This window comes from Streptomyces sp. QH1-20 (assembly GCF_041283565.1).
Lineage (GTDB): Bacteria > Actinomycetota > Actinomycetes > Streptomycetales > Streptomycetaceae > Streptomyces > Streptomyces syringius.
Genome location: NZ_CP166299.1, coordinates 2,617,087 through 2,643,796 on the forward strand (window position 1 = coordinate 2,617,087; position 26,710 = coordinate 2,643,796).

At 70.6% G+C, this 26,710-nt stretch carries 25 protein-coding genes; 12 read left to right on the forward strand and 13 right to left on the reverse strand.

The features are described from left to right. Positions 1–28: 28 nt before the first annotated feature. On the reverse strand, positions 29–1,210 hold the full coding sequence (locus tag AB8O64_RS11775; protein WP_370419108.1) for an HpcH/HpaI aldolase/citrate lyase family protein: 1,182 nt from the start codon (positions 1,208–1,210) through the stop codon (positions 29–31). Between the two features lie 207 nt (positions 1,211–1,417). Between AB8O64_RS11775 and AB8O64_RS11780 the strand changes: the two genes are divergently transcribed. Continuing rightward, positions 1,418–2,521, forward strand: coding sequence for a TerD family protein (locus tag AB8O64_RS11780; RefSeq protein WP_370419109.1), 1,104 nt, complete (start codon positions 1,418–1,420; stop codon positions 2,519–2,521). Between the two features lie 107 nt (positions 2,522–2,628). Here the strand turns inward: AB8O64_RS11780 and AB8O64_RS11785 are convergent, their stop codons facing one another. The 6 genes from AB8O64_RS11785 to AB8O64_RS11810 form a co-directional block, all read right to left on the reverse strand. Beyond that, positions 2,629–3,375 (reverse strand): Tellurium resistance, encoded by a 747-nt coding sequence (locus AB8O64_RS11785; RefSeq protein ID WP_370419110.1) that lies wholly within the window; start codon positions 3,373–3,375, stop codon positions 2,629–2,631. 115 nt (positions 3,376–3,490) lie between these two features. Next, positions 3,491–4,633, reverse strand: coding sequence for a DUF475 domain-containing protein (locus AB8O64_RS11790; RefSeq protein WP_370419111.1), 1,143 nt, complete (start codon positions 4,631–4,633; stop codon positions 3,491–3,493). 48 nt (positions 4,634–4,681) lie between these two features. Then, positions 4,682–5,257, reverse strand: coding sequence for a TerD family protein (locus AB8O64_RS11795; RefSeq protein ID WP_370419112.1), 576 nt, complete (start codon positions 5,255–5,257; stop codon positions 4,682–4,684). Positions 5,258–5,395: 138 nt separating this feature from the next. Continuing rightward, a complete protein-coding gene (locus tag AB8O64_RS11800) occupies positions 5,396–5,971 on the reverse strand; it encodes a TerD family protein (protein ID WP_130877592.1) in 576 nt (191 codons plus the stop codon). 230 nt (positions 5,972–6,201) lie between these two features. Further along, the gene (locus AB8O64_RS11805; protein WP_130877593.1) at positions 6,202–6,660 is read right to left on the reverse strand and encodes a peroxiredoxin; all 459 of its coding nucleotides are present in this window, start codon (positions 6,658–6,660) and stop codon (positions 6,202–6,204) included. Between the two features lie 184 nt (positions 6,661–6,844). After that, the gene (locus AB8O64_RS11810; protein WP_370419113.1) at positions 6,845–7,267 is read right to left on the reverse strand and encodes a DUF3052 domain-containing protein; all 423 of its coding nucleotides are present in this window, start codon (positions 7,265–7,267) and stop codon (positions 6,845–6,847) included. A gap of 470 nt (positions 7,268–7,737) precedes the next feature. Here AB8O64_RS11810 and aceE point away from each other — a divergent pair, with 470 nt between their 5' ends. Next, positions 7,738–10,470: a pyruvate dehydrogenase (acetyl-transferring), homodimeric type gene (gene aceE, locus AB8O64_RS11815; RefSeq protein ID WP_370419114.1), complete on the forward strand. Its 2,733-nt coding sequence runs from the start codon at positions 7,738–7,740 to the stop codon at positions 10,468–10,470. A 226-nt stretch (positions 10,471–10,696) separates the two neighbouring features. Here the strand turns inward: aceE and AB8O64_RS11820 are convergent, their stop codons facing one another. Next, the gene (locus tag AB8O64_RS11820; RefSeq protein ID WP_370419115.1) at positions 10,697–11,095 is read right to left on the reverse strand and encodes a peptidase inhibitor family I36 protein; all 399 of its coding nucleotides are present in this window, start codon (positions 11,093–11,095) and stop codon (positions 10,697–10,699) included. A gap of 482 nt (positions 11,096–11,577) precedes the next feature. Here AB8O64_RS11820 and AB8O64_RS11825 point away from each other — a divergent pair, with 482 nt between their 5' ends. From AB8O64_RS11825 to AB8O64_RS11840, 4 genes are all read left to right on the forward strand, one after another. Then, the gene (locus tag AB8O64_RS11825) at positions 11,578–12,795 is read left to right on the forward strand and encodes an alpha/beta hydrolase (protein ID WP_370419116.1); all 1,218 of its coding nucleotides are present in this window, start codon (positions 11,578–11,580) and stop codon (positions 12,793–12,795) included. A 110-nt stretch (positions 12,796–12,905) separates the two neighbouring features. Continuing rightward, the gene (locus AB8O64_RS11830) at positions 12,906–13,778 is read left to right on the forward strand and encodes a DUF4429 domain-containing protein (protein ID WP_370419118.1); all 873 of its coding nucleotides are present in this window, start codon (positions 12,906–12,908) and stop codon (positions 13,776–13,778) included. A 98-nt stretch (positions 13,779–13,876) separates the two neighbouring features. Continuing rightward, complete coding sequence (locus AB8O64_RS11835) at positions 13,877–15,148, forward strand: sensor histidine kinase (RefSeq protein ID WP_370419119.1); 1,272 nt, start codon at positions 13,877–13,879, stop codon at positions 15,146–15,148. Continuing rightward, the gene (locus AB8O64_RS11840) at positions 15,145–15,822 is read left to right on the forward strand and encodes a response regulator (RefSeq protein ID WP_370419120.1); all 678 of its coding nucleotides are present in this window, start codon (positions 15,145–15,147) and stop codon (positions 15,820–15,822) included. The genes AB8O64_RS11835 and AB8O64_RS11840 overlap by 4 nt, the downstream gene beginning before the upstream one ends. Before the next feature lie 285 nt (positions 15,823–16,107). On the opposite strand, the gene AB8O64_RS11845 is transcribed toward AB8O64_RS11840, so the two are convergent. Both AB8O64_RS11845 and AB8O64_RS11850 read right to left on the reverse strand, forming a co-directional pair. After that, a complete protein-coding gene (locus AB8O64_RS11845) occupies positions 16,108–17,124 on the reverse strand; it encodes an aldo/keto reductase (protein ID WP_370419122.1) in 1,017 nt (338 codons plus the stop codon). Further along, positions 17,121–17,591 carry a MerR family transcriptional regulator gene (locus AB8O64_RS11850; protein WP_370423848.1) on the reverse strand — a complete coding sequence of 157 codons (471 nt, stop codon included), beginning with the start codon at positions 17,589–17,591 and terminating at the stop codon, positions 17,121–17,123. Before AB8O64_RS11850 ends, AB8O64_RS11845 begins: the two co-directional genes overlap by 4 nt. Positions 17,592–17,737: 146 nt before the next feature. Between AB8O64_RS11850 and AB8O64_RS11855 the strand changes: the two genes are divergently transcribed. After that, the gene (locus AB8O64_RS11855; protein WP_370419124.1) at positions 17,738–18,556 is read left to right on the forward strand and encodes a serine hydrolase domain-containing protein; all 819 of its coding nucleotides are present in this window, start codon (positions 17,738–17,740) and stop codon (positions 18,554–18,556) included. Positions 18,557–18,599: 43 nt separating this feature from the next. Here the strand turns inward: AB8O64_RS11855 and AB8O64_RS11860 are convergent, their stop codons facing one another. Beyond that, a complete protein-coding gene (locus AB8O64_RS11860; RefSeq protein WP_370419125.1) occupies positions 18,600–19,283 on the reverse strand; it encodes a pirin family protein in 684 nt (227 codons plus the stop codon). 56 nt (positions 19,284–19,339) lie between these two features. Between AB8O64_RS11860 and AB8O64_RS11865 the strand changes: the two genes are divergently transcribed. The 5 genes from AB8O64_RS11865 to fabF all read left to right on the forward strand — a co-directional run bounded on the left by AB8O64_RS11865 (position 19,340) and on the right by fabF (position 24,266). Further along, positions 19,340–20,524 (forward strand): helix-turn-helix domain-containing protein, encoded by a 1,185-nt coding sequence (locus AB8O64_RS11865; RefSeq protein ID WP_356456625.1) that lies wholly within the window; start codon positions 19,340–19,342, stop codon positions 20,522–20,524. Positions 20,525–20,613: 89 nt separating this feature from the next. Further along, positions 20,614–21,567 carry an ACP S-malonyltransferase gene (locus AB8O64_RS11870; protein ID WP_370419126.1) on the forward strand — a complete coding sequence of 318 codons (954 nt, stop codon included), beginning with the start codon at positions 20,614–20,616 and terminating at the stop codon, positions 21,565–21,567. A 13-nt stretch (positions 21,568–21,580) separates the two neighbouring features. Further along, positions 21,581–22,585 (forward strand): ketoacyl-ACP synthase III, encoded by a 1,005-nt coding sequence (locus AB8O64_RS11875; RefSeq protein WP_370419127.1) that lies wholly within the window; start codon positions 21,581–21,583, stop codon positions 22,583–22,585. 102 nt (positions 22,586–22,687) lie between these two features. Then, positions 22,688–22,936 (forward strand): acyl carrier protein, encoded by a 249-nt coding sequence (locus AB8O64_RS11880; protein ID WP_130877605.1) that lies wholly within the window; start codon positions 22,688–22,690, stop codon positions 22,934–22,936. A gap of 67 nt (positions 22,937–23,003) precedes the next feature. Beyond that, positions 23,004–24,266: a beta-ketoacyl-ACP synthase II gene (fabF, locus tag AB8O64_RS11885; protein ID WP_130877606.1), complete on the forward strand. Its 1,263-nt coding sequence runs from the start codon at positions 23,004–23,006 to the stop codon at positions 24,264–24,266. A gap of 88 nt (positions 24,267–24,354) precedes the next feature. Here fabF and AB8O64_RS11890 read toward each other — a convergent pair whose 3' ends face one another. Further along, positions 24,355–25,845, reverse strand: a complete 1,491-nt coding sequence (locus tag AB8O64_RS11890) for a PQQ-binding-like beta-propeller repeat protein (protein ID WP_370419128.1) — start codon at positions 25,843–25,845, stop codon at positions 24,355–24,357. A gap of 113 nt (positions 25,846–25,958) precedes the next feature. After that, complete coding sequence (locus tag AB8O64_RS11895; RefSeq protein ID WP_356456633.1) at positions 25,959–26,453, reverse strand: DUF3145 domain-containing protein; 495 nt, start codon at positions 26,451–26,453, stop codon at positions 25,959–25,961. Positions 26,454–26,710 lie beyond the last annotated feature (257 nt).

Genomic DNA, 26,710 nt, shown 5'->3' on the forward strand with positions numbered 1-26,710 from the left:
TTACGCTCGTGCTTCGTACTCATCCGGCTCATCCGGTCTGTACACCCGCCGCCAGCAGCTCCACGAAACTCACGTCCTCCCGCGCGACGCCGAACACCTCGGCGCGCAGCAGGGTCCGCTCGGCCCAGGCCCGGTGCGGCTTCACTTCGTTCATTTTGTTCGTATAGGCGGAGCGCAGCACTCCACCACCGTCGCGTTCCGGCCGCAGGATGTCCTGGGCGTCGCTGAACTCCTCGTGGCTGACGACCGAGAGCGCGTGCACGGGCGCGACGTGCGAGGGGTGGATGCAGGTCTTGCCCTGGAGGCCATTGGCCCGGTCGAGCTGTATCTCGCGGAGGAGGCCGTCCATGTCGTGCCGGATCAGGGCGGTGCGCAGCGCCTCGGCCGGGCCGGCGAAGGGGCTGCGGCGCAGCTGCGGCTTGAACATCCGCTCCGGCACCCGGAAGTACTCCCAGACCGGGCCGGTGACGGTGAAGCCGCTGCCGTCCGCGCGGCCGAGTACATTGACGACGTCGGCTATGACGGAGGCGACGAGCTGGACGTCGTAGGCGGTCATGTCGGGTGCTCTGCGCAGCCCGTACGCGGAGCAGAAGTCCGTCACGCCGAGGCGCAGCGCCAGCACCCGGTCCCGGTACTTCTCGACGGTGCGGGCGATCCCGGCCAGCGCCTCGGTCCGCGTCTCCAGGTGGAGCAGCTCGGGCGACTCGAGGACGGGCATGGCGAACAGCCGTCGGCCGCAGGCGTTCTCCGCCTCCGTCAGCGCTTCGAGGAAGGGCACCCCGCGCTCTTCGGTGAACTTCGGCAGGACGAATCCGGACAGCAGCCGCCCGGCGGGGCCGAGCCGTCGCACGAGGTCGGTGATCTGCCGGGGCTCACGGACCCGGACGAACAGCAGCGGCACGCCACCACCGGCCGGACCGGCCGCACCGGCGGCGGCCAGCTCGGCGAACTGCCGGACGAGGTTCTCCTCCGCGCCGGCCACCTCGTCGTCACCGATGGAGTCCTCCAGGCACAGGACCATGGACACCACACCGCGCTCGGCCTGCTTGAGGATGTCCCGGGCGAGCGCGGGCCGCGTGCCGGGGCTGTAGAGCGTGGCGCCGAGGGCGACGGCGAGCGTACGGGCCGGGGAATCCGCACCGAATTCCGCGGGCTCCTGGTGGAACAATCCATTCCGCACCACAGGCGCAAGATGTCCGAAGTGCCTCATCGCTCTCCCCGTGGCTGCGGCTCCACCGGCCGTCCAGCCGGAAGCATGGCCGATTATGGTACGTCCGGCATTGGGTCAAGAGTTCCCCAAGTCCATGACGATCTCATGACTCACGTGGGTCCTTCCGGTGTCCAGTGTTACCGACGACGGCGGCGTAACGCCCCCCGACGTTGTCCGCGGCCCATGCGGGAGGGCAGGATTGCGGGCATGACGCACGCGATGCTGAAGGGGTCGAACATCCCGGTGGAGGCCCGGACCGTACGGGCCGTACTGCGCTGGACTCCCGGCCCGGGCGTCCCGGACGTGGACGCCTCGGCGCTGCTCCTGGGCGACGAGGGGCGTGTGCGATCGGACGAGGACTTCGTCTTCTACAACCAGCCACGGCACCCGTCCGGACTGGTCCGTCATCTGCCGAAAAAGCGGCTGGTCGAGGGCTTGACGGACTCGATCGAGGCCGATCTGGCGATGCTGGACGCCTCGGTGCACCGCGTCGTCCTGGCCGCGTCGGCGGACGGCGGTGCCTTCGGCCAGGTCCGGGACCTGCGGGTGCTGCTGTACGACACGGCCGGCGGCACACAGCCGTCACCGCCTTCCGGGGACCCCGTGGCGGTCTTCGAGGTGCAGCCGGAGACGGGCGACGAGACCGCGATGCTCTGCGGAGAGCTGTACCGCCGCGGGGAGGGCTGGAAATTCCGGGCACTGGGACAGGGCTACGCGTCCGGGCTCGTCGGCCTGGCCACCGAGTACGGGATCTCCGTGGAGGAGTCCGAGGGCGCCGAGGACACGGCCGCGCCGGAGCCCGCGCCTGTGCCCGCACCCGAGCCCGAGGCCACCCCGGCCCCCGCACGGGCCACGGACGCCCCGGAGAGCGCACAGGGCGCACAGGGCCCCGCCACGGACGACACGACCCAGGCGGTCGTCCCGGCGCCCGCCTCCGAGCCCGTGCCGGCCCCGCAGCCCCCTGCCACGCCGCCCGCGTCCACGTCGGCGCCCGGCTACGGCTACCCGCCGCCGCCCACCGCACCGCCGCCGGTGCCGCCGTCGGTGCCCGCCGCCCAGCCCGCGTACGGCTACCCGCAGCACCCGTCGGCCCACGCGCCCGCCGCGACGGGTGCGCCCGCGTACGGCTACCCGCAGCAGCCCCCGGCGCCCGTCACCCCGCCCCCGGCGCAGCCGCCGGGGCAGCCCGCTTACGGCTACCCGCAGCAGCAGCCGCACCAGCCGTCCTACGGGTATCCGCAGGCGCGCCCCGTGCCCGACCCGGCCTTCAGGCTGCCGCCGCAGGGTCCGCAGTTCCAGCAGAACCGGTGAGAGCCGCTCAACCGGTGAGGGCTGCTCAACCGGTCAGGCACGGCTGACCCGGCCAGGGGCGGCCGAGCCCAGACGTGAGCGGGGCCGCTGCTCACCCAAACCCCCGCTCACACCTTCGTCTTCTTGTACCCCCTGCCCCACTGCAGACCCCAGCCGTACAACCGGTCCAGCTCCGCCTGGAAGCCGTAGACGTACTTCATCTCGCGCCGCAGGATGATCTCGCCCTTGATGTTCTCCAGCATCACGACGGCGCAGGAGCGGGCCTCGGGGGCGCGTTCGTTGAGCGCGATCTCGATCTGGGGCCCGTTGCCGGGGAAGAGCGTCACCAAGGCGTGCGTACGGTCGAACGCCGGGGTGCCGTCGTAGATATAGACGAAGATCAGCAGACGCTTGATCTTGTCCCGGTGGTCCATGTTGACGTAGATCGTCTCGCCGGACCCGGAGCCGAACCGGTCGTCCCCGCTGAGCTGGACGTACGGCGCGTTGTTGAGACTGCCCAGTATGTTGCCGAGCGGTTGCACCACGCCTTTCGCACCGTCCTGGAGTTCATACATACAGGCGAGGTCGAGGTCCACATTGACCATGGCGGGACCCTGCGCCTGCACCATCTCCGGTCGGAACTTGCGGAACGGATGACGCAGCCCGGTGCCGAAGGCGGGCCGGTCCCCGAAGTCGGAGGTCCGCATCCGCCAGGAGAGATTGACCCGCAGATTGCCCGAAAGGGCGCCCTGCTTGGTCAGCGAAAAGGTGGGATTGCGCTTGGTCAGCTCCACCGATCCGTTGGTGCCGCTGGTGTCGAACTGCCGTGCGCTCGCACGCCCCCAGTTGCCGAAAAGCCTGTCCCGGAACTCCATTCCTCAACCCCCACCCTGTTTCGCCCCGAATCGCACCCCGAAACCGCGAGCGGGGCGGCCACGAGGACTCGCCTCATGACCGCCCCGCTTAGAGCGTTCCTCGTTTATGCCCCGGTCACACGCCGGACGGCACCTCGGCCTTGTCGCCGGAGCCCGGGTCACCGTTCCTCGCGAGGGCGCGGTTGCGGCGCACGGAGGACCAGAACGACAGCGCGATGAGCGCCACGCCGATGCCTCCGGTGACGACCTCGGGGATCTGGTACTGGATGCTGACCATCAGGATGAGGGCCAGCGCACCGATCGCGTAGTGCGCGCCGTGCTCCAGGTAGACGTAGTCGTCCAGGGTGCCCTGGCGGACCAGGTAGACGGTGAGGGACCGGACGTACATGGCGCCGACACCGAGGCCGAGCGCCATCAGGACGATGTCGTTGGTGACGGCGAAGGCGCCGATGACACCGTCGAAGGAGAAGGACGCGTCGAGCACCTCGAGGTAGAGGAACATGAAGAACGCGGCCTTGCCGGCGAGCACGATGGCCGGGGCCTTCTTGCCGGTCTTCTTGGCCTCTTCCTCGAGCTCGTGCTCGCGCTCCTCCTCTTCCTCGAGCTTGCCCTCGAAGTAGCCGGAGAGGCCGCCCACGATCAGGTAGGTGATCAGACCACCGACGCCGGCGAGCAGCACCGTGGCCGCCTTGTCGACGTGCGTGCCGCCGTGCTGGTGCGCCTGCGTCGCGAAGGTCATCGCCGAGATCATCAGGACGATCAGCGAGATGCAGACCGACAGCATGTCGATCTTGCCGAGCTTCGCCAGCGGGCGCTCCAGCCAGCCCAGCCACTTGATGTCGCGGTCCTCGAAGATGAAGTCAAGGAAGATCATCAGCAGGAACATCCCGCCGAAGGCCGCGATCGCCGGGTGGGCGTCCGTCACCAGCTGCTCGTACTGGTCCTTGTCGCTCAGCGCGAGATCGACGGCCTCGATGGGGCCGACCTTGGCGCTGATCGCCACGATGACGACGGGGAAGACCAGCCGCATGCCGAAGACTGCGATCAGAACACCGATGGTGAGGAAGATCTTCTGCCAGAAGGCGTTCATCTTCTGCAGGATTCCGGCGTTGACCACGGCATTGTCGAAGGACAGCGAGATCTCGAGGACGCACAGGATCGCGACGATCCCGAACGCTTCCCACCCCCCGTAGAACCACGCTGCGACCAGTCCCAAGGCGGTGATGCCGAAGGACCAACCGAAGGTTTTCAGAACCACTGGCTACCCAATCGTGTAAGTACGAGGTCCCCCGCGCGGTGCGCGGCTTTACGAAACGTTGACCCCGAAGTCTAGAGCGATGCCCCGCAGTCCCGACGCGTACCCCTGTCCGACCGCGCGGAACTTCCACTCACCGCCGTAGCGATAGACCTCGCCGAAGATCATCGCCGTCTCGCTGGAGGCGTCCTCGCTCAGGTCGTAGCGCGCCAGCTCGGCGCCGTCGGCCTGGTTGACCACGCGGATGAAGGCGTTGCTGACCTGGCCGAAGCTCTGGCCACGGGCATCGGCGTCATGAATGGAGACCGGAAAGACGATCTTGTCGCAGGTCGCCGGCACCTGGGTGAGGTCGATCATGATCGACTCGTCGTCGCCGTCGCCGTCACCCGTGAGGTTGTCGCCCGTGTGTTCGACGGAGCCCTCGGGGCTCTTGAGGTTGTTGTAGAAGACGAAGTACTCGTCGCCGAGCACCCGGCCGCTCGCGCAGAGCAGCGCGCTGGCGTCGAGATCGAAGGGGGCTCCGGTGGTGGAGCGCGCGTCCCAGCCGAGGCCGATGGTCACGTTGGTGAGGTTCGGTGCGGCCTTGGAGAGGGAGACATTGCCTCCCTTGGCGAGCGTTACGCCCATGATCTTGGTTCCTCCCCGAGATGAAACGAGATGGGTGTCCATGCGCGTCCGGCGCCGCACTCCCGGCCCATGGCGAAGGCCTGGGGCGGGTGTGCGGCGCCGGCCGCGATCAGGATCGGTCGGGTGCGACCGCCGAGGTCAGACGTTGACGCCGAAGTCCTGGGCGATGCCGCGCAGGCCGGAGGCGTAGCCCTGGCCGATGGCCCGGAACTTCCACTCGGCGCCGTTGCGGTACAGCTCACCGAAGACCATGGCGGTCTCGGTCGAGGCGTCCTCGCTCAGGTCGTAGCGCGCCAGCTCGTTGTTGTCGGCGGCGTTGACCACGCGGATGTACGCGTTGCGCACCTGGCCGAAGCTCTGCGTGCGCGACTCGGCCTCGTAGATGGAGACCGGGAACACGATCTTCTGCACATCGGCCGGGACGCCGGCCAGGTTGACCTTGATGACCTCGTCGTCCCCCTCGCCCTCACCGGTGAGGTTGTCACCGGTGTGCTCGACGGAGCCGTCGGGGCTCTTGAGGTTGTTGAAGAAGACGAAGTTCTGGTCGTTGGTGACCTTCCCCTGGTCGTTCGCCAGCAGGGCACTGGCGTCCAGGTCGAAGTCCGTACCGGTGGTGGTACGGGCGTCCCAGCCGAGACCGACGATGACCGCGGTCAGGTTCGGGGCCGCCTTGGTCAGCGAGACGTTGCCGCCCTTGCTGAGACTGACTCCCACGAGTCCTCCATTGGTTGAGGGGGCCGGAACCACTCGGCGAGACCTGCGCCCCCGTTGTGCGATGGCATCCGATCAACGTTTTGATCCTAGTGACCGGTTCCCACCGATTACAGGGTCTTGCACTCAAGGGCACGCGGAGAGCGCTCGGATTGCCCCCGGAGTGACTCAAACTACAGCGAAACGGACGGCGGGCGCATATCAGTCGCCCGCCGGACGAATCACCGGCCGGGTCAGAGGGCGGCGAGCGCCTTGGTGTACTCGTTCAGGTCGCGCGCGTCCGGCAGGCCGTTGACGATCGTCCAGCGGACGACGCCCTCCTTGTCGATGATGAAGGTGCCGCGGACCGAGCAGCCCTTCTCCTCGTCGAAGACGCCGTAGGCGCGGCCGGCCTCGCCGTGCGGCCAGAAGTCGGACAGCAGCGGGTACTCCAGGCCCTCCTGCTCGGCGAAGACGCGCAGCGAGAAGGGGGAGTCGCTGGAGACGGCGAGCAGCTGCACGTCGTCGTTGGCGAACTGCGGCAGCTCGTCGCGCAGGGCGCACAGCTCACCGGTGCACACGCCGGTGAACGCGAAGGGGTAGAAGAGCAGTACGACGTTCTTGTGACCACGGAAGTCGGAGAGCCGGACGGTCTCGCCGTGCTGGTTCTTCAGCTCGAAGTCCGGGGCCTTGGTGCCGACCTCAATCGCCATGGGTTCGCATCCCTCGTCTCGACAAAATGCCGGCCCCGGTGCGGTCGATCACGGCCTCACCCGCCGGCGGGTTGCGGCCAGTGTGTCACTGCGCCCCCCGCGCGATACACCGCGCCCCCCGGCAGCGGTGCTGCCGGGGGGCGCGGTGGTCGTGCTCGGCGGCGGGAAGGCCGGCCCCGGAGGGTCAGCGCTTCGGGGCGACCATGCGGGTGCCGGTCCAGTCCTTGGCCACGCTGATGCTCTTGGTCTGGCTCAGGCCGGCGGTCCGGGACGCCTCGTTGATGTCGCTCGGCTCGACGTAGCCGTCGCGGCCGGTCTTGGGCGTCATCAGCCAGATGTCCCCACCGTCCTCGAGCAGGCCGATGGCGTCCACGAGCGCGTCCGTCAGGTCGCCGTCCTCGTCGCGGAACCAGAGGACGACGGCGTCGGCCACGTCGTCGTATTCCTCGTCGACGAGATCCTGGCCGGTGATTTCCTCAATGGCCTCGCGGAGCTCCTGATCGACATCGTCGTCGTAGCCGATCTCCTGGACCACCTGTCCGGGCTGGAAACCCAGCCTGGCGGCAGGGTTGGTCCGCTCCTCCGCGTGGTCCGCGGTCGCGCTCACGGATTGCCTCCTGTCTTGTTTCGAGAAAATGTCTTGTGTTCCTCGCTTTACGCGAGTCATTGGCGGTAGTCCACACGTGACGGGCGGTTCGCGCAAGTACCCGGCCCTCCACCCCGCCCAAACGTTGACGTCTCGCCGCAACTCCAACCATGGAAGAGCACGGGCGAGTGATTCATGACACAGCGTTCTGTCGGTTTTGTGAAGTTGCACCGCACGATTACGGCAATCGGGTCCGAACGGCCGTACGCGGACGACCCCCATAGGGGGCGTATGGTTGCGATTTGGCTGCCGCGCGTCGGTCGGCCTTCGGCGCTTCATCTCGCGAGCGGTGGTTACCGATCAGTAGAGATGACGTTTGCGCCGCCGCGGTCCACGATGGGACGGCGCGACATAAGCAAAGACCGTATGTGACCGCGTGCGCAGCATCGTTTGCGTGCAGGGCACAACGACCCGAACAGCGAAGGAACAGCGTGGCTCCCGGATCCGATCGCAACCCGATCATCATTGGCGGCCTTCCCAGCCAGGTCCCGGACTTCGATCCCGAAGAGACCCAGGAATGGCTCGACTCGCTCGACGCAGCCGTCGATGAGCGAGGCCGGGAACGTGCCCGCTACCTCATGCTTCGCCTGATCGAGCGCGCGCGTGAGAAGCGTGTGGCCGTGCCCGAGATGCGCAGCACGGACTACGTCAACACCATCGCCACCAAGGACGAGCCGTTCTTCCCCGGAAACGAGGAGATCGAGCGCAAGATCCTGAACGCGACCCGGTGGAACGCGGCCGTGATGGTCTCGCGCGCCCAGCGCCCGGGCATCGGCGTCGGCGGCCACATCGCCACCTTCGCCTCCTCCGCGTCGCTGTACGACGTCGGCTTCAACCACTTCTTCCGTGGCAAGGACGAGGGCGACGGCGGCGACCAGATCTTCTTCCAGGGCCACGCCTCCCCCGGCGTCTACGCCCGTGCCTTCCTGCTGGACCGACTGTCCGAGCAGCAGCTCGACGCGTTCCGCCAGGAGAAGTCCAAGGCCCCCTACGGCCTGTCCAGCTACCCGCACCCGCGGCTCATGCCGGACTTCTGGGAGTTCCCGACCGTCTCGATGGGCCTCGGCCCCCTCGGTGCGATCTACCAGGCGCGCATGAACCGCTACATGGAGGCGCGCGGCATCGCCGACACCTCCAAGTCCCACGTGTGGGCGTATCTGGGCGACGGCGAGATGGACGAGCCGGAGTCGCTCGGCCAGCTGTCGATCGCCGCCCGTGAGGGTCTGGACAACCTGACCTTCGTCGTCAACTGCAACCTGCAGCGTCTCGACGGCCCGGTCCGCGGCAACGGCAAGATCATGCAGGAGCTGGAGTCGCAGTTCCGCGGCGCCGGCTGGAACGTCATCAAGCTCGTCTGGGACCGCTCCTGGGACCCGCTGCTCGCGCAGGACCGCGACGGCATCCTGGTGAACAAGCTCAACAGCACCCCGGACGGCCAGTTCCAGACGTACGCCACCGAGACCGGTGCGTACATCCGTGAGCACTTCTTCGGCGACGACCAGCGTCTGCGGAAGATGGTCGAGGGCATGACCGACGACCAGATCCTGCACCTGGGCCGTGGCGGTCACGACCACAAGAAGATCTACGCGGCGTACGCGGCGGCCAAGGCGCACAAGGGCCAGCCGACCGTGATCCTCGCGCAGACGGTCAAGGGCTGGACCCTCGGTCCGAACTTCGAGGGCCGCAACGCGACCCACCAGATGAAGAAGCTGACGGTCGACGACCTCAAGCGCTTCCGGGACCGTCTCCACATCCCGATCGCCGACAAGGAGCTGGAGTCCGGCCTGCCGCCGTACTACCACCCGGGTCGCGACTCGGAGGAGATCCAGTACATGCACGACCGCCGCAACTCGCTGGGCGGCTATGTGCCGACCCGCGTCGTGCGCGCGAAGCCGCTGGCCCTCCCGGACGACAAGGCCTACGCGACCGCGAAGAAGGGCTCGGGACAGCAGTCGATCGCCACCACCATGGCCTTCGTCCGCATCCTGAAGGACCTCATGCGGGACAAGGAGATCGGCAAGCGCTTCGTGCTGATCGCCCCCGACGAGTACCGCACCTTCGGCATGGACGCGTTCTTCCCGTCCGCGAAGATCTACAACCCGCTCGGTCAGCAGTACGAGGCCGTGGACCGTGAGCTGCTGCTCGCGTACAAGGAGTCGCCGACCGGTCAGATGCTGCACGACGGCATCTCCGAGGCGGGCTGCACGGCCTCCCTGATCGCGGCGGGCTCGGCCTACGCGACGCACGGCGAGCCGCTCATCCCGGTCTACGTCTTCTACTCCATGTTCGGTTTCCAGCGCACTGGTGACCAGTTCTGGCAGATGGCGGACCAGCTCTCGCGCGGCTTCGTGCTGGGCGCGACCGCCGGTCGTACGACGCTGACCGGTGAGGGTCTGCAGCACGCGGACGGTCACTCGCAGCTGCTGGCGTCCACGAACCCGGCCGTCGTCTCCTACGACCCGGCGTACGGCTTCGAGATGGCGCACATCATGAAGGACGGCCTGCGCCGGATGTACGGCGAGAACGCCGAGGACGTCTTCTACTACCTGACCGTCTACAACGAGCCGATCCAGCACCCGGCCGAGCCGGCGGACGTGGACGTCGAGGGCATCCTCAAGGGCCTCTACCGCTTCAAGACCGGTGAGCAGGGCGCCATCCCGGCGCAGATCCTCGCCTCCGGTGTGGCGGTGCCGTGGGCGCTCGAGGCCCAGCGGATCCTGGCCGAGGAGTGGAACGTCAAGGCGGACGTCTGGTCGGCGACCTCCTGGAACGAGCTGCGCAAGGACGCCATCGAGGTGGAGGAGCACAACCTCCTGCACCCGGAGGAGGAACTGCGCGTCCCGTACGTGACGAGCAAGCTCCAGGGCGCCGAGGGCCCGAAGGTGGCCGTGTCCGACTGGATGCGGGCGGTTCCGGACCAGATCTCGCGCTGGGTGCCGGGCACGTACACCTCGCTGGGCGCGGACGGCTTCGGCTTCGCGGACACGCGTGGCGCGGCCCGTCGCTTCTTCCACATCGACCCGCAGTCGATCGTCCTCAGCGTGCTCACCGAGCTCGCCAAGGAAGGCAAGATCGACCGCTCGGCGCTGAAGCAGGCGATCGACCGCTACCAGCTCCTCGACGTCGCGGCGGCCGACCCGGGCGCCGCGGGCGGCGACGCGTAGTCGTTCGCACTCGGCGGGAGCCGACCCCGCTTCCCACTGCCGCTGCCCCGGCCAGCCTTTGCTGGCCGGGGCAGCGGCGGTTCCAAGGCGCCGGAGCCCCGGACGAGCTGAGATCAGCCCGTCCGGCGCTTGAGGACACCGTGCGGAGCGCGGAAAGGGGGCCCGGGGCTTGCCCCCGGTTCCGGGAAGGGGCGGCGGGACCGGGGAAGGATCCGCCGGCTGGCCCCTAGCTCTCCCAGACCTTGTAGGCCCTCACCTGATAGGGCGACTCCGGCACCCAGCTCCCGGAGGGATACGTGGCGAACTCGCCCGTTTCCCCGCAGGTGGCGCTCTGGTACGTGGTGACGGGGCGCCCCGTGCGGTTGACGAAGGAGGCCGCGCTCCTGCCCGCCGGTAAGGTCACACAGCTCTCGATGTCGATGTCCGCGAGCTCGCTCGTGGCCCGGGCGCCGCGGAAATCGGTCTTCTGCCACAGGCACAGCTGCCCGGCGGCGCAGTCGCCGGAGGCGACGCGGGCCGTGCGGGCCGGGGACGGCGCGGGCGCGGCCTGCGCGCTCGTGGCGGTCAGGGTCCCCGTGAGGGCAGCGAAGCTCATGGCGAGGGCCGCCGTGCGGATCGTCCGCATATGGATCACTCCCCTGAATCGAAAATGGCGTACGGCGATCCTCCTCGTCGGTGATCACCGCTGCCAAGGGCGAAAAGCACGCAGGGCCCTGATAGGGGAAGCCGGTCGCGCGGGGCGCGATCCAGGGCAGCCACCCCGCCCCCGTCCCGCGCCACCGGCGGTTTCACGAACGCGCCCCCGGCAGCCGGCCGCCCGAAACGGTGACGCCGACGGCGTGCCCGGCGCAGAAGAGCCGAGCGCGGCGCCCCCGGTCCGGGTGATGCCGGTCACCGGGAGGCGCCGGACCGACGACGTGAACGACGACCCGGGGTGACGCCCAAGCGGCCGGCGCCCCCGCATCTCGTCCGGATCGGACCCGTGTTGGCGGAAAATTGGCGTACCTGAGCGGGGTGAGCACGAGTGTGCGCAATTGCCCGTCGTCAAACGTGAGATAGCTCACCGGCTTCCCGGATGGCCACAGGTTTCTCCTAGGGTGTCTCGCGGTGACTTCTTTCCCGGAGCTCGGCTCTCCCTCCTCCCTGCCCTGGACGAACTCGACCACGGCCATGCGCGCACTGCTCGCCCTGGCCGTGGTCTTCGTCATGCTCGCCACGACCGGCTGGACGGCGGTCAGAGGACATCAGGGGAACTCCGACCCGAGAGCGGCCTCGCTGAGCGCCTGGCTGCACGACTCCATAGCGGGTCGTCCGCTGCCCGCCCCCGAGGCGGGGGCCGCCGTCGTGGCCCGCTTCCTCGGCTCCCTCTCCGGCGGCCAGCGGACCCGGCTCGCGGAGCGCTACCCCCTGGTCGTCGGCAATCTCGACGGTGCCCCGGTCGAGCTGCGCTACCGCGCCAACCGGATCGCCCTCGCCAAGGCCCGGAGCGTCGAGGAGCGCCGCAGGCACGCGGGCGGGCTCACGCCCTCCGGCCGCCACGAGGCGGGGCGCCGCATGCACCGCTTCGCCTCGCTGATGGCCGACGACCGGCAGATCCTCGCCTTCGACCCCAGTGGCTCCGGCCGGGTCGCCGAGGTCTTCGGCGACCTCGACCGGGCCGACCGGGTCTCGGTCGTGGTGCCCGGCGTCGACACCAATGTGCTGACCTTCGAGAAGACCCAGCGCGCCCACACCGCGCCCGTGGGCATGGCCCGCTCGCTCTACGCGGCCGAGCGCAAGGCGGCCCCCGGCACCAGGACCGCCGTCATAGCCTGGGCCGACTACACCTCGCCCAACGGCGTCGGCATGGACGCGGCGACAGGCAAGCTCGCCGCCGAGGGGGCGCTGCGGCTGCGGGCGATGGTGCGGGCGCTGCCCGGCACCTCCAGGGCCTCGCTGTTCTGCCACAGCTACGGCTCGGTCGTCTGCGGCGTGGCCGCCCGCGAGCTGCCCTCCCGGGTCACGGACGTCGCGGTGGCCGGCAGCCCCGGCATGCGGGCCGAGCGGGTTTCCGAACTGCGCACCAGCGCCCGGATCTGGGCGATGCGCGATGCGGACGACTGGATTCAGGACGTTCCGCACCTGGCCGTCGGGGGCCTCGGCCACGGTGCCGACCCGGTCTCCACGGCCTTCGGGGCCCGGCTGTTGTCGGCCCGGGACGCGAAGGGCCACGCCGGTTACTTCGAACCCGGCACCACCAGTCTCGCCAACTTCGCCGGGATCGGCGTCGGCGCCGTCACCTCCGTCATCTGCGCGAAGGACGACCCCGACTGCTCCGCGGCCTGAGCCGGAACCGGCCATGTCCGGCCGGTCACCGGCCCCTTCAGGCCATCGGTTTGACGCGCGTAGCGCCGGGAGGGGGGACGGGCGGGCGACCGCCGCATACGATGAAGCGCATGGGTGATGTGCTGGCCGGTTTCCATGCCGCCTGGGAGTTCGACACCGACTCCGTGCTCATCCGCTTCGAACGGGGGATCCGCACGCCGAAGCTGCTCCAGGCGCTCGGCGAGCGACGCATCCCCTACGAGGCGCTCGCGGCCGTCGAGCCGGCCTCGGGGAAGCGCGGCACGGTGGTCCTGCGTGCTGTGCCCAGACCGGGCGCGGATCCGCTGATCGACGCGGCGGACGGCCAGCTCAAGGAGAGCTGCGATCCGTACCGGCTGGTGCTGCCCGCCGAGCGCGAGCTGCTGGCGGAGTACTACGCCGACGAGATACGGGCCAGGCTCGGCCCGCGTGCCGCCGAGCCCGCCGAGCGGCATCTGGTCGCCGCACCCGTCCCCCCGCTGTCCTTCAAGGCCTACGACGGCAAGGCGTCCTTCGACGGCAGGGCCGTCTCCTTCCGCTGGTTCTGGACCGGCGCCTCCTCCGCCAAGTGGAAGGCCGGCGACCAGCGGTTCCCCGTCGAGGAGTTGGCGGGCGTCGAATGGCGCTCCCCGGACGTCCTCGGCGGCCATCTGCGACTCGTCCCGCGCGGCACCGAGGACAGCCGGCCGGGCGACACCGACCAGGACCCGGCGGCCGTCGTCTTCGGCATGGGCTACGGCCTCGTCCATGAGTCGCTGCCCTTCGCCGCGGCGGTCCTGGCGGCCGTGCGGGACCGGTCCGGCCGGGGCGCCACCGTTCCGGCCCCGCGCCGCGTCCCCGCCGGCCGCCCCGACCCGGGCGGTATCGCCGACCGCATCCGCCACTTGGGCGCGCTGCACGAGGCGGGGCTGCTGACCGACGACGAGTTCAGCGCGAAGAAGGCGCAGTTGCTGGCCGAGCTCTGACGGCGCCCGGCCGTGGTGGGTGATACCCGGGTATGACACCCGGGTCGGCACCTCGGTGTGATGACCGGCCCGTTCCGGCCGCCTACGCTGAACAGGCCATGTTCAAGTCACGTAACCCCACCCGTCCGGAACCCCTGTTCGGCCGTTCCCGGCGCCGATGGGTGCGGCGGCTGCCGTACGGCGTCGCGATCCTCTTCATCGCCGTCCTGCTGCCGGTCACCGGCACGGTCCTCTCCCAGGACCACGGGCTGCACCCGGGCCTCGCCGTCGTGCTCGCCGTGCTGCAGACCCTGCCCCTGCTGATGGCCGTCCGCCGGCCGCTGCTGGCCTGGGCGATCGTCTTCGTCGCCGACGTGGGGGGCGCGGTGGCGCTGCTGTCCGTCCCCGCACAGGACGGCCGGCCCTGGCCGTGGACGCCGATGTCGATCGTCGGCATGCTGCTGCTGACCCTCGCCGTCAGCCTGCGCGAGCGCCGCCGTACGCTCCTGGCGGTCTGGCTGCTGCTGCTCTCGGCGAGCGTCGCCCTGCGAAGCGTCTCTCCCGAACGGTCCGACGGCAGCTGGGTGCCGTTGGTCGTGCTGAGCGGCGTACTGCTCGTGGTGGGCGGCGCGCTGCGTGAACGGGGCGACGCGCAGCGGGCGCTGGCCGAACAGGAGACCATCAGCGAGGCCGAACGGGCCCGCCGCACGCTGCTGGAGGAGCGCACCCGGATCGCGCGGGAGCTGCACGACGTCGTGGCCCACCACATGTCGGTGATCACCGTGCAGGCCGACAGCGCCCCCTACCGCCTCGACGGTCTGCCGTCGGAGGCCCGGGAGGAGTTCGCCTCGATCGCCGCGACGGCCCGCGAGTCGCTGACCGAGATGCGCCGGCTGCTGGGCGTGCTGCGCAGCGAGGACGCCGCCGGCGAGGTCAGCGGCGGGTCGGAGCGGGCGCCGCAGCCGGGTGTGGAACGGATCCCGCAGTTGGTCGAGGCGACCGTACGGGCCGGGTTGCCGGTGGAGTTGTCGATGCCGGAACCGCTGCCCACCGGGGTGCCGCAGACCGTGGACCTGTCCGCCTACCGCATCACGCAGGAGGCCCTGGCCAATGTCGTCCGGCACGCCCCGGGCGCGAAGACGCGGGTGTCGGTCACCGTCGACGCGGACGGCAGCGCCCTGATGGTCCTGGTCGTCAACGCCACCGCGCCGGACGCGGACGCGCCGCCCCTGGAGACCAGCGGCACGGGCCACGGCCTGGTCGGCATGCGCGAACGCGTCCGCCTGGTCGGGGGCACCCTCGACACCGGCCCGCTGCCGGGCGGCGGCTTCCGGGTGGCCGCCCGGCTCCCGTTCACCACGAACACAGAAGAGGAACTCTTCACCGCATGACCATCAAGGTGATCATCGTCGACGACCAGGCCATGGTGCGGGCGGGCTTCGCCGCCCTGCTCGCCGCACAGAGCGACATCGACGTCGTCGGCGACGCCCCGGACGGGCGGCAGGGCGTGGAGGTGAGCCGCCGCACGCACCCGGACGTGGTGCTGATGGACGTCCGCATGCCGGAGATGGACGGCCTGGAGGCCGCCCGGCGGCTCCTCGACCCGCCGACCGGGGTGACGCACCGTCCGAAGGTGCTGATGCTCACCACGTTCGACGTCGACGACTACGTCTACGAGGCGCTGCGCGCGGGCGCTTCCGGCTTCCTCCTCAAGGACGCCCCGCCCGCCGACCTGATCTCGGCCGTCCGCGTCGTCGCCGCCGGCGAGGCCCTGCTGGCCCCCTCGGTCACACGCCGCCTCATCGCGGACTTCGCCAAGCAACGCCCCGCACCGCGCAAGAACCCCGCCCTGCGCCTGGGCGGCCTGACACCCCGTGAGACCGAGGTCCTCGAACTCATCGCCCGAGGCCTGTCCAACCAGGAGATCGCGGCCTCGCTGATCCTGGCCGAACAGACCGTCAAGACCCACATCGGCCGCGTCCTCGCCAAGCTCGGCCTGCGCGACCGGGCCCAAGCGGTGATCTACGCCTACGAGTCGGGACTGGTCTCCCCGGGCGACCGGTAGCGCCGTATCAAGCCCGTCCGGCGATTGAGGACGCGCCCGCAGGGCGCTCCCGCCGCAGGCGGCAGGACGGCCCGCAGCCGAAAGGCCCCGCTGGAAACAGGACTCCCGACCCCCGCCGGGACGGCTTCCGCAGGGCGCCCCCGCCGCAGGCGGCAGGACGGCCCGCAGCCGAAAGACCCCGCCGGAAACAGGACTCCCGACCCCCGCCGGGACGGCTTCCGCAGGGCGCCCCCGCCGCAGGCGGCAGGACGGCCCGCAGCCGATAGACCCCGCCGGCCCCGGCTACTACTCCCGGCCGACCGCCGTGAAGGTCATGTCCGGGTAGCGGTTGCCCGCGACCTTGCCGGCGATCGGCTCCAACTGCGCCAACTCCGCCGCGTCCAGCGTGATGCGCGTCGCCGCGAGGTTCTCCTCCAGACGGGTGCGCTTGCGCGTTCCCGGGATCGGGATCACGGCCAGGCCGTGGACCTCCGCGCGCTGCTGCACCCAGGCCAGCGCGACCTGCGCCAGGGAGACGCCGCGCGCCTCGGCGATCGTCCGTACCGGCTCCAGCAGCGCCGCGTTCGCCGCCGCGTTGTCACCCGTGAAGCGGGGCTGCGTACGCCGCCAGTCCTTGCTGTCCAGCTCCTTGTCCGCGCTCACGAACGAGCCGGTCAGGAAGCCGCGGCCGAGGGGTGAGTAGGGCACGAAGGCGACGCCCAGCTCCTTGGCCGCGTCGACGACGCCCGCCTCCACATCACGGCTGAACAGCGACCACTCCGACTGCACCGCCGCGATCGGGTGCACGGCGTGGGCCGCGCGCAGTTCGCCCGGGGAGACCTCGCTGAGGCCGAGGTGGCGGACCTTGCCCTCCGCGACCAGCTCGGCCATCGCGCCGACGCTCTCCTCCATCGGCACGTCCACGTTGCGGCGGTGCATGTAGTAGAGGTCGATGTGGTCGACGCCCAGGCGGCGCAGGCTGCCCTCGACGGACGCGCGGATGTAGGCGCGGTCGTTGCGTATCGCCTGGAACGACGGGTCGTCCTCACGGCGCTCGATGGCGAACTTCGTGGCCAGCGTGAGGCTGTCCCGGTGGGCCCGGACGAAGGGCGCGATGAACTCCTCGTTACGCCCGAAGCCGTAGATGTCGGCGGTGTCGAACAGCGTGACGCCCAGCTCCAGGGCGCGCTCCAGCGTCGCCCGCGCCTCGGTCTCGTCGGTCGGCCCGTAGGAGGCGCTCATGCCCATGCAGCCGAGCCCCTGCACGCCGACCAGCGGGCCGTCGGTGCCGAGACCTACGGTGTCGATCCTGTCCTTGCTCATGTGCGTGAGGCTCCTTCGGACGCCCGGCGACGGGCGTCTGCATAGATATCGATCTTGTAGTCGAGGACGTCGAGCGTGCTCCGCAGCTCGGTGATGCGCCGCCGCACGTCCTCGCGGTGCGCGCTCAGCAGCCGTTCGCGCTCGGCCATGGTCCCCTCGCCCTGGCGCACCAGTTCCGCGTAGCGGACCATGTCGGCCACCGGCATGCCGGTCAGCCGCAGCTTGCCCACCAGGTCCAGCCAGTCCAGGTCCCGGGGCCCGTAGCGGCGCTGCCCGGTGTGCGAGCGGTCCACCAGCGGCATCAGCCCGATCCGCTCGTACCAGCGCAGGGTGTGCGGGGACAGGCCGGTGTAGTCGGCCACTTCACTGATCGAGAAGCGGTCCCGCCCCTCCGGGCGCCGGTGGCGTTCGCGCTCCAGCGCGCCGCAGGCCCGCACCTCCGTCGGCGCGTCGTCGGTCACGGTCATCGCAGTCCCCATCAGTACCCCTCCGCATGGCTGCACGGTCTGTGCCCTTGCGACGGACTCAACGCTAGAGAGTTGGAGTGCACTCCAGGCAAGCGGAGACTTGAGGCAATCTTGGCCTGGTGGGGCACCGGGTTAGGCTCGTCGTCATGGAGAGCCTGCGCAAGATCGAAAACTGGCCGGTGGAGCACGCCGCGGCCGTCGTGGTGCGTGCCGACGGCAGCTGGGCGGGGTCGCACGGGCCGACCGACCGACGGTTCGCGCTGGCGTCCGTGACCAAGCCGCTGGCCGCGTACGCGGTGCTGGTCGCGGTCGAGGAAGGCGCGATCGAGCTGGACGAGCCGGCCGGCCCCGCCGGCTCCACGGTCCGTCATCTGCTCGCGCACACGTCCGGGCTGGCCTTCGACGAGCAGCGGACGATGGCCGAGCCGGGGACCCGGCGGCTGTACTCCAACGCCGGCTTCGAGACGCTCGGCGATCATCTCGCCAAGGCCGCGGACATCCCTTTCCCGGAGTATCTGCGGCAGGCGGTGCTGGAGCCGCTCGGGATGACGGCGACGGACCTGCCCGGCTCCCCGGCCAAGGACGGCGTCTCGACCGTGGCCGACCTGGCGCGCTTCGCCGCCGAACTCCAGGCGCCGCGGCTGCTGTCCCGGCAGACCGTGGACGAGGCCACGTCGGTGGTCTTCCCCGGGCTGCCCGGGGTGCTGCCGGGCTTCGGACACCAGCGGCCGAACGACTGGGGCCTGGGCTTCGAGATCCGCGACGGCAAGTCCCCGCACTGGACGGGCACTTCGTCCTCGCCGCGCACGTACGGCCACTTCGGCCAGTCGGGCACGTTCCTGTGGGTGGACCCGGACGCCGGCGCCGCGTGCGTGGCCCTCGCGGACCGGCCCTTCGGCGACTGGGCGATCGAGGCCTGGCCCCCGCTCACCGACGCGGTCCTCGCCGAGCTGCGCGGGGCGTGACGCGTCCGGCCACGGACACAGGCCCCGGCGCCCCGCGCCGGGGTCACCCGAAGTGGGGCTCGGCGTGCATCTCCCACACCAGCAGTTCGGCGGGGTCCAGCGCCTCGGCGCGCAGCCGGCTCGCGTCCACGACGCGCGCCGCGTCGCCCGCCCGCAGCTCCTCGCCCCCGAGCCGGACGGCTCCCCGCACCACGTGCGCGTACAGCCACGGCGCGGCCGGCAGGTCGGCGCCGTGGCCCCGGTCGAGCCGCCACACGCGCAGGCTCGCCTCCGCCCGCGTCAGGGCGTAGGGCGTGCCGTCGGCGAGGCCGCGCACCACCTCGTACGAGGGATCCCCGCCGAACTCGGACGGGGTGAGCCACATCTGCAGGAACCGCAGCGGGGCGGCTCCCGCGTTGCGTTCCACGTGCCGCACGCCCGCGCCCGCGCTGAGCCGCTGGACGTCGCCGGGGCGCACCACCGAGACATGGCCGGTGGAGTCCTCGTGGGTGAGCTCGCCCTCGATGACCCAGGTGACGATCTCCGTGTCCCGGTGCGGGTGCTCCGCGAAGCCGGCGCCCGGCGCCAGGTGCTCCTCGTTGCAGGCGGAGAGCGGACCGAAGCGCACGTTGTCCGGATCGTAGAAACCGGCGAAGGAGAAGGCGTGCCACGTTTCGATACCGGCCGGTAGGTCCCCGCCGCGGAAGCGTTCCTCCGCCCGTTGGATGATCGGTCGTCCGTGCGTCATCGGGCTACGGTAGCCCGGCGACCCCGCTCCGCACCCGAATAAGGCAGGCTTGTCCCGTGCCTGAACCCGCCGCTAACACCCCGCATCCGCACAGCGCCACCCTCCGCCGCCTGGAGAAGTCTTCCGGCACCCTGGCCGCCGCCGCCATCGCCCGCATGGATGCCCAGCTGCCGTGGTACCGGGCCATGCCCCCGGAGAACCGGTCCTGGATCGGCCTGGTCGCCCAGGCCGGCATCGCGGCCTTCACGGAGTGGTTCCGGCATCCGGAGACTCCGCAGGCGATCAGCACCGATGTCTTCGGGACGGCTCCCCGGGAGCTGACCCGGGCGATCACACTGCGCCAGACCGTGGAGATGGTCCGCACGACCATCGAGGTCATGGAGTCGGCCATCGACGAGGTGGCGGCCCCGGGGGACGAGTCGGTGCTGCGCGAGGCGCTGCTCGTCTACGCCCGCGAGATCGCCTTCGCCACGGCCCAGGTGTACGCGCAGGCCGCCGAGGCACGCGGCGCGTGGGACGCCCGGCTGGAGTCGCTGGTGGTCAACGCCGTGCTGTCGGGCGAGGCCGACGAGGGCGCGCTCTCCCGCGCCGCCGCGCTGGGCTGGAACTCGCCCGCGCACGTCTGCGTGGTGCTGGGCACCGCCCCCAACGGGGACAGCGAGCTGACGGTCGAGGCGATCCGCCGGGCCTCGCGGCACGCGAAGCTGCAGGTGCTGACGGGGGTGCTCGGGGACCGGCTGGTGGTGATCGCGGGCGGCTCGGACAATCCGCTGCAGACCGCGAAGGCGCTGATCGGCCCCTTCGCGGCCGGGCCCGTGGTGGCCGGGCCGGTGGTCTCCGATCTGCTGGCCGCGACGCGTTCCGCGCAGGCCGCGGCCGCCGGGCTCAAGGCGTGCGCGGCCTGGCCGGACGCGCCCCGGCCGGTACTGGCCGACGATCTTCTGCCGGAGCGGGCCATGGCCGGTGATGCCACCGCCCGTGAGCAGCTGGTGGAGGAGATCTACAGACCGTTGGAGGAAGCGGGCTCCGCGCTGCTGGAGACGCTGAGTGTGTACCTGGAACAGGCCAGTAGCCTGGAGGGTGCGGCGCGGATGTTGTTCGTTCACCCAAACACCGTGCGATACCGCCTCCGACGTGTGACGGACGTCACCGGATGGTCACCCTCCGATGTGCGCTCGGCCTTCACCCTGCGGGTGGCGCTGATCCTGGGGCGTCTGGCCGACGCGGAGTCGCAGTCTTAGTCTTTTGTCAGACGTCAACAATTCCCCTGACGGTTCTTCGTCCCTGTCCCCACGGGTGGCCGATGCCGTCCACGAGAGAGAGTGTGAGGGTGCTCGTACTCGTCGCTCCCGGCCAGGGCGCTCAGACGCCCGGCTTCCTGACCCCCTGGCTCGACCTCCCCGGTATTGAAGACCGCCTCCGGGAGTGGTCGGCTGCCATCGACCTGGACCTGGTCCACTACGGCACGAACGCCGACGCGGACGAGATCCGCGACACCGCGGTGGCCCAGCCGCTGCTGGTCGCGGCGGCCCTGGTCTCCGCGGGTCAGCTGTTCCCGACGCCCGGGGACTTCACGCGCCTCGTCGGCGCCGCCGCCGGCCACAGCGTCGGCGAGCTGGCCGCCGCGGCGCTCACCGGCGTGCTGTCCGAGCCCGCCGCCATGACGCTCGTACGACGCCGCGGCCTGGCCATGGCCGAGGCGGCGACGGCCGCCGAGACCGGCATGTCCGCCCTGCTGGGCGGTGAGCCCGAGGTGGTCCTGCCGCACCTGGAGAAGCTCGGCCTGATCCCCGCGAACGTCAACGGCGCGGGGCAGATCGTGGCCGCCGGCACCCTGGAGCAGCTGGCGGCGCTGGCCGAGGACAAGCCCGAGGGCACCCGGCGGGTCGTCCCGCTGAAGGTGGCCGGCGCGTTCCACACGCCGCACATGGCCCCGGCCGTCACCGCACTGGAGTCGGCGGTCTCGGAGCTGACCGTCACCGATCCGCACACGGTCTACGTCTCCAACAAGGACGGCAAGACCGTGGCCACCGGCCAGGAGGTCGTCTCCCGGCTCGTCGGCCAGGTGGCCAACCCGGTCCGCTGGGACCTGTGCATGGATACCTTCAAGGAGCTGGGCGTCACGGCGATCATCGAGGTTGCCCCGGGCGGCACCCTCGTGGGCCTCGCCAAGCGCGCCCTGCCCGGTGTGAAGACTCTCGCTCTCAAGACCCCGGACGACCTCGACGCCGCCCGTGCGCTGATCGCCGAGCACACCGCCGCCGCCGAGACCCCGGCCGAATAAGGAGCCCGAGAGTATGACCGCGAAGATCAAGCCCGCCAAGGGCACTCCGTACGCGCGCATCCTCGGCGTCGGCGGCTACCGTCCGGTCCGGGTGGTGCCGAACGAGGAGATCCTCAAGCACATCGACTCGTCCGACGAGTGGATCCGCTCCCGCTCCGGCATCGCCACCCGTCACTGGGCCGGCCCGGAGGAGACCGTGGCCGCGATGTCGGTCGAGGCCGCGGGCAAGGCCATCGCCAATTCCGGGATCGCCCCCGAGCAGATCGGCGGCGTGATCGTCTCGACGGTCTCGCACTTCAAGCAGACCCCGGCGATCGCGACCGAGATCGCGCACAAGATCGGCGCGGGCAAGCCCGCCGCGTTCGACATCTCCGCCGGCTGCGCGGGCTTCGGCTACGGCCTGACCCTCGCCAAGGGCATGGTCACCGACGGCAGCGCCGAATACGTGCTGGTCATCGGTGTCGAGCGACTCTCGGACCTGACCGACCTGGAGGACCGTTCCACCGCCTTCCTGTTCGGTGACGGTGCGGGCGCCGTCGTCGTCGGCCCCTCGAAGGAGCCGGCGATCGGCCCGACCGTGTGGGGTTCGGAGGGCGACAAGGCCGACACCATCAAGCAGACCATCGCCTGGGACGCCTACCGCGAGGAGACCGAGGTACGCTTCCCGGCTCTCACCCAGGAGGGCCAGGCGGTCTTCCGCTGGGCCGTCTTCGAGATGGCGAAGGTCGCCCAGCAGGCGCTGGACGACGCCGGCGTCAGCCCGGAGGACCTGGACGTCTTCATCCCGCACCAGGCCAACATGCGGATCATCGACTCGATGGTCAAGACGCTGAAGCTGCCGGACACCGTCACGGTCGCCCGTGACGTGGAGACCACGGGCAACACCTCCGCGGCCTCCATTCCGCTGGCCATGGAGCGGCTCCTGGCGACAGGAGCGGCGAAGAGCGGGGACACCGCGCTCGTCATCGGATTCGGGGCGGGTCTCGTGTACGCCGCGACGGTCGTTACCCTCCCCTAGGCGAGTTCCGCGCCGGACCGGCTTCCACCGGCCGCCGCGGTCCCTCACCACATACGCAGTTCTCACATCGCAGTTCCACCGCAATATCGAAGGAGCGCCACCATGGCCGCCACTCAGGAAGAGATCCTCAAGGGTCTCGCGGAGATCGTCAACGAGATCGCCGGCATCCCCGTCGAGGACGTCCAGCTGGACAAGTCCTTCACCGACGACCTGGACGTCGACTCGCTGTCCATGGTCGAGGTCGTCGTTGCCGCCGAGGAGCGCTTCGACGTGAAGATCCCCGACGAGGACGTCAAGCACCTCAAGACCGTCGGTGACGCTGCCGACTACATCCTGAAGCACCAGGACTGATCCAAGCGTTCGTCGCCACCCCGGCGGTGGCGGTTCCAGCACCTCTACACGTGGAGACAGAATTCCTGTGAACTCGACCAATCGCACCGTGGTCGTCACCGGTATCGGCGCAACCACACCGCTGGGTGGCGACAGCGCATCGACCTGGGAAGGGCTGCTCGCCGGGCGTTCCGGCGTCAAGCCCCTGGTGGGTGAGCGCTTCGCCGACCTCCCGGTCCGTATCGCCGCCCGGGTGGCCGTCGACCCCGAGGACGTCCTGCCCCGCCCGCTCACCCGCAAGCTGGACCGGTCGGCGCAGTTCGCGCTGATCGCCGCGCGTGAGGCGTGGGCCGACGCGGGCTTCACCGCCAAGGCCGGTGACGACGCCTCCATCGCCCCCGAGCGGCTCGGCACGGTCATCGCCTCCGGCATCGGCGGCGTGACCACCCTGCTCGACCAGTACGACGTGCTCAAGGAGAAGGGCGTCCGCCGCGTCTCCCCGCACACCGTGCCGATGCTGATGCCCAACAGCCCGTCCGCCAACGTCGGCCTGGAGGTGGGCGCCCAGGCGGGTGTGCACACCCCGGTCAGCGCCTGCGCGTCCGGCGCCGAGGCGATCGGCTACGCCGTCGAGATGATCCGCACCGGCCGTGCCGATGTGGTCGTCGCCGGCGGCACCGAGGCGGCCATCCACCCCCTCCCCATCGTGGCGTTCGCCAACATGATGGCGATGTCGAAGAACAACGACGAGCCCGAGAAGGCCTCCCGCCCGTACGACAAGGGCCGTGACGGCTTCGTCCTCGGTGAGGGCGCGGGCGTCGTCATCCTGGAGTCGGCCGAGCACGCCGCGAAGCGCGGCGCCCGGGTCTACTGCGAGGTGCTGGGCCAGGGTCTGTCCGCGGACAGCCACCACATCGCGCAGCCCGAGCCGACGGGCCGCGGCATCGCCGCCGCCCTGCAGAACCTGCTGGACTCCACCGACCTCAAGCCGTCGGAGGTCGTCCACCTCAACGCGCACGCCACGTCCACCCCGCAGGGTGACGCGGCCGAGGTCAAGGCGCTCCGCAAGATCCTCGGTGACGACCTCGACCACGTCGCGATCTCCGCGACGAAGTCGATGACCGGTCACCTGCTCGGTGGCGCCGGCGGCATCGAGACGGTCGCGACCGTCCTCGCCCTGTACCACCGGATGGCGCCGCCGACCATCAACATCGAGGAGATGGACGAGGACATCGACGCGGACGTCGTCCGTGGCGAGCCCCGCCCGCTCCCCGAGGGCTCCATCGCGGCGATCAACAACTCCTTCGGTTTCGGCGGCCACAACGTGGTCCTCGCGCTCCGTTCGGTCTGATCACCGCTCGTCGACGCATGACGAAGGCCCGCCCGGTCGTCCCGACCGGGCGGGCCTTCGCGTTCCCTCGATCCGGTGGCCCGGTGGCTCAGCGCGAGGCGCCCCAGACGGGCGGGGCGTCATCGGTGCCGTCGTGGTTGACGACGACGTAGCCGCCGCGGTCGCCGTCGGGCAGCAGCTCCGCCCCGGTGCTGGCCACCAGACCGTCCCGTCCGCTCACCGGCTCGATGTCGCCGGCCTGACGTCCGGTACGGGGGTCGAGGGGGCGGATGGTGCCGTCGGAGAAGGTCTTCGTCAGGACGGCCAGCCGTCCGCCGGGCCGCACCGCGAGCGCCTCGACCTCGTCCCTGTACCGCTTGCCCGATCCGTACTTCTTGCTCCACAGCGGGCGGCCGTCGGCGAGGGAGTAGCCGCTGACCCGCCGCACGTAGACGTTCTCTCCCGGATCCTTCGCGGCCGTGACGAGGGTGTCGCCGACGACGAGGGCGGTCAGCGCGGGCCTGGCCTTGAAACCGCCGTTGCTGATGGCCAGGGTCCCCGTGCGGCCTGAGAAGGGGATGGTCGCCCGGGTGCGGCCGGTGTCGTCGAAGGACAGCACGGCGGCGGTGCCGCGCTCGTCCCTCTCCTTGAGTGCGATGACGGCCGGCTCGACGGACACCGTGTACAGCGACGAGTAGCCCGACTTCACGGGCAGCGGGCTGCTCCACCGCTGCTTGCCCGTACCGGCGTCCAGTGAGGTCAGCCGCATGGTGATGTCGCCGGCACGGTCCTTGCGGCACTGCTCGACGAGCAGCAGCCGGGCCGCGGAGGCTTCGACGGTCACGGCCTGGCAGTCGCGCGGCACCGGGCGCTTCCACCGCTGCTTGCCGTTCGCCGCGTCGAGGCCGCGCACGGCTTCCTCCTCCAGGACGACGGCCGTGCCGTCGGCGAGGGCGATCCGCCCGTCCGTCGCGGCCGGGAAGGACTCGTCACCCTTGATCTTCTGCTCCCACACGCTCTTTCCGGTGGAGAGGTTCACGAGCGTGAGGGTCGTGCACGGCTTGAGGTACCCGCTGAAGGCGACCAGGCCGGTGCCCTTGCTGGTGCGGGCGCTCATGGCGCAGACGGACTCCCGGACGGGGGCGGTCAGATCCCACCGCACCTGGCCGTCCCGCCCGGCGTACGCGGTGAGGCCGTCGGTGCGGGCCCGGACGACGGTGCTGCCGACGCTCCAATTGCCGACGCCACGGACGGCTTCGGGGCGGTCGGTCGGCGCGTGCCAGTCGAGCCGCACCCGCTGGCCGATGAGCGAGTCGTGCCAGAGCCAGCCGGGCAGCAGGCCCACGACCAGCCCGGTCGCGGCGAAGGCGAACCGGCTCCGCTTGCGCCACGACTCGGTGTTCGCCGCGATGGCGAGCGCGATGATCAGGGCGACGAGACCGGTGATGAGGAACGCGATGGTGAGGCCGAACGCGGTGTCCCTGCCGGTCGCGCAGGCGCCGCCGGGGCAGTAGGAACGGCCGCCCATGTTGAGGAAGATGAACAGGACGCCCCAGCCGAGCAGCAATCCCCCCAGGCCGATCGCGACCGCCTTGGTCACGCCTATGACACTCACTACTACCCCCCGCGCGTGGCATGGATCCTGTGTGGATCACGGGGGAAATGTAGCCGGGTTCACGCGAACAGCGGCAGACGGGCGTTCGACCGCGCGGCTCAGACCACCTGGTGCAGCCAGCGGACGGGAGCGCCCTCGCCCGCGTAGCGGAAAGGTTCCAGCTCGTCGTCCCAGGGCTTGCCGAGCAGCTTCGCCACCTCGGCCGCCAGCTCGGTCTCGCCCCGTACCGCGCGGGCGAGCGCCGCCCGCAGCCGGTCCTCGGGGATCAGGATGTCGCCGTGGATGCCGGTGACGGCGTGGAAGATACCGAGGTCGGGGGTGGAGCTGTAGCGCTCGCCCTCCGCCGTGGCGCAGGGCTCGGCGGTCACCTCGAAGCGCAGCAGGTGCCAGCCGCGCAGCGCGGAGGCGAGCTTGGAGGCGGTGCCGGGCTGGCCCTGCCAGGAGAACTCGGCGCGCCAGGTGCCGGGCGCGGCGGGTTGTCGGATCCAGTCGAGGGTGACGCGCACACCGAGCACGCCCGCGACGGCCCATTCGACGTGCGGGCACAGCGCGCGGGGCGCGGAGTGGACGTACAGAACTCCACGTGTCGTCACCGGGACCTCCAGTGCGGTTCGAGGTTCGCCTTCCCCAGCGGCCTCGCGCGCATATCGGTCCCGCCCGGGACGGCTTGGGGCATTTCGCCCCAATGGCCACTCCCGTACCAGCCCACGAGGTTACCAACAGTAAACACCATCGGGAGCAATTCTCCTGAAAAGGGACAGGACGTGACGTGTTGCAAATCATCGGCACGGCCCGACGAGGGTCGCGCTCCCGGGGAAAGCTACCGTGCGTGGGCACCCCACGGGGTGAC

Excerpts from the sequence above, each read along its gene's own strand:
- AB8O64_RS11775 (WP_370419108.1), bottom strand. The coding sequence starts at position 1,210 with ATGAGGCACTTCGGACATCTTGCGCCTGTGGTGCGGAATGGATTGTTC.
- AB8O64_RS11780 (WP_370419109.1), top strand. The coding sequence starts at position 1,418 with ATGACGCACGCGATGCTGAAGGGGTCGAACATCCCGGTGGAGGCCCGG.
- AB8O64_RS11785 (WP_370419110.1), bottom strand. The coding sequence starts at position 3,375 with ATGGAGTTCCGGGACAGGCTTTTCGGCAACTGGGGGCGTGCGAGCGCA.
- AB8O64_RS11795 (WP_370419112.1), bottom strand. The coding sequence starts at position 5,257 with ATGGGCGTAACGCTCGCCAAGGGAGGCAATGTCTCCCTCTCCAAGGCC.
- AB8O64_RS11805 (WP_130877593.1), bottom strand. The coding sequence starts at position 6,660 with ATGGCGATTGAGGTCGGCACCAAGGCCCCGGACTTCGAGCTGAAGAAC.
- AB8O64_RS11820 (WP_370419115.1), bottom strand. The coding sequence starts at position 11,095 with ATGCGGACGATCCGCACGGCGGCCCTCGCCATGAGCTTCGCTGCCCTC.
- AB8O64_RS11830 (WP_370419118.1), top strand. The coding sequence starts at position 12,906 with ATGGGTGATGTGCTGGCCGGTTTCCATGCCGCCTGGGAGTTCGACACC.
- AB8O64_RS11835 (WP_370419119.1), top strand. The coding sequence starts at position 13,877 with ATGTTCAAGTCACGTAACCCCACCCGTCCGGAACCCCTGTTCGGCCGT.
- AB8O64_RS11840 (WP_370419120.1), top strand. The coding sequence starts at position 15,145 with ATGACCATCAAGGTGATCATCGTCGACGACCAGGCCATGGTGCGGGCG.
- AB8O64_RS11845 (WP_370419122.1), bottom strand. The coding sequence starts at position 17,124 with ATGAGCAAGGACAGGATCGACACCGTAGGTCTCGGCACCGACGGCCCG.
- AB8O64_RS11850 (WP_370423848.1), bottom strand. The coding sequence starts at position 17,591 with ATGACCGTGACCGACGACGCGCCGACGGAGGTGCGGGCCTGCGGCGCG.
- AB8O64_RS11855 (WP_370419124.1), top strand. The coding sequence starts at position 17,738 with ATGGAGAGCCTGCGCAAGATCGAAAACTGGCCGGTGGAGCACGCCGCG.
- AB8O64_RS11860 (WP_370419125.1), bottom strand. The coding sequence starts at position 19,283 with ATGACGCACGGACGACCGATCATCCAACGGGCGGAGGAACGCTTCCGC.
- AB8O64_RS11875 (WP_370419127.1), top strand. The coding sequence starts at position 21,581 with ATGACCGCGAAGATCAAGCCCGCCAAGGGCACTCCGTACGCGCGCATC.
- AB8O64_RS11880 (WP_130877605.1), top strand. The coding sequence starts at position 22,688 with ATGGCCGCCACTCAGGAAGAGATCCTCAAGGGTCTCGCGGAGATCGTC.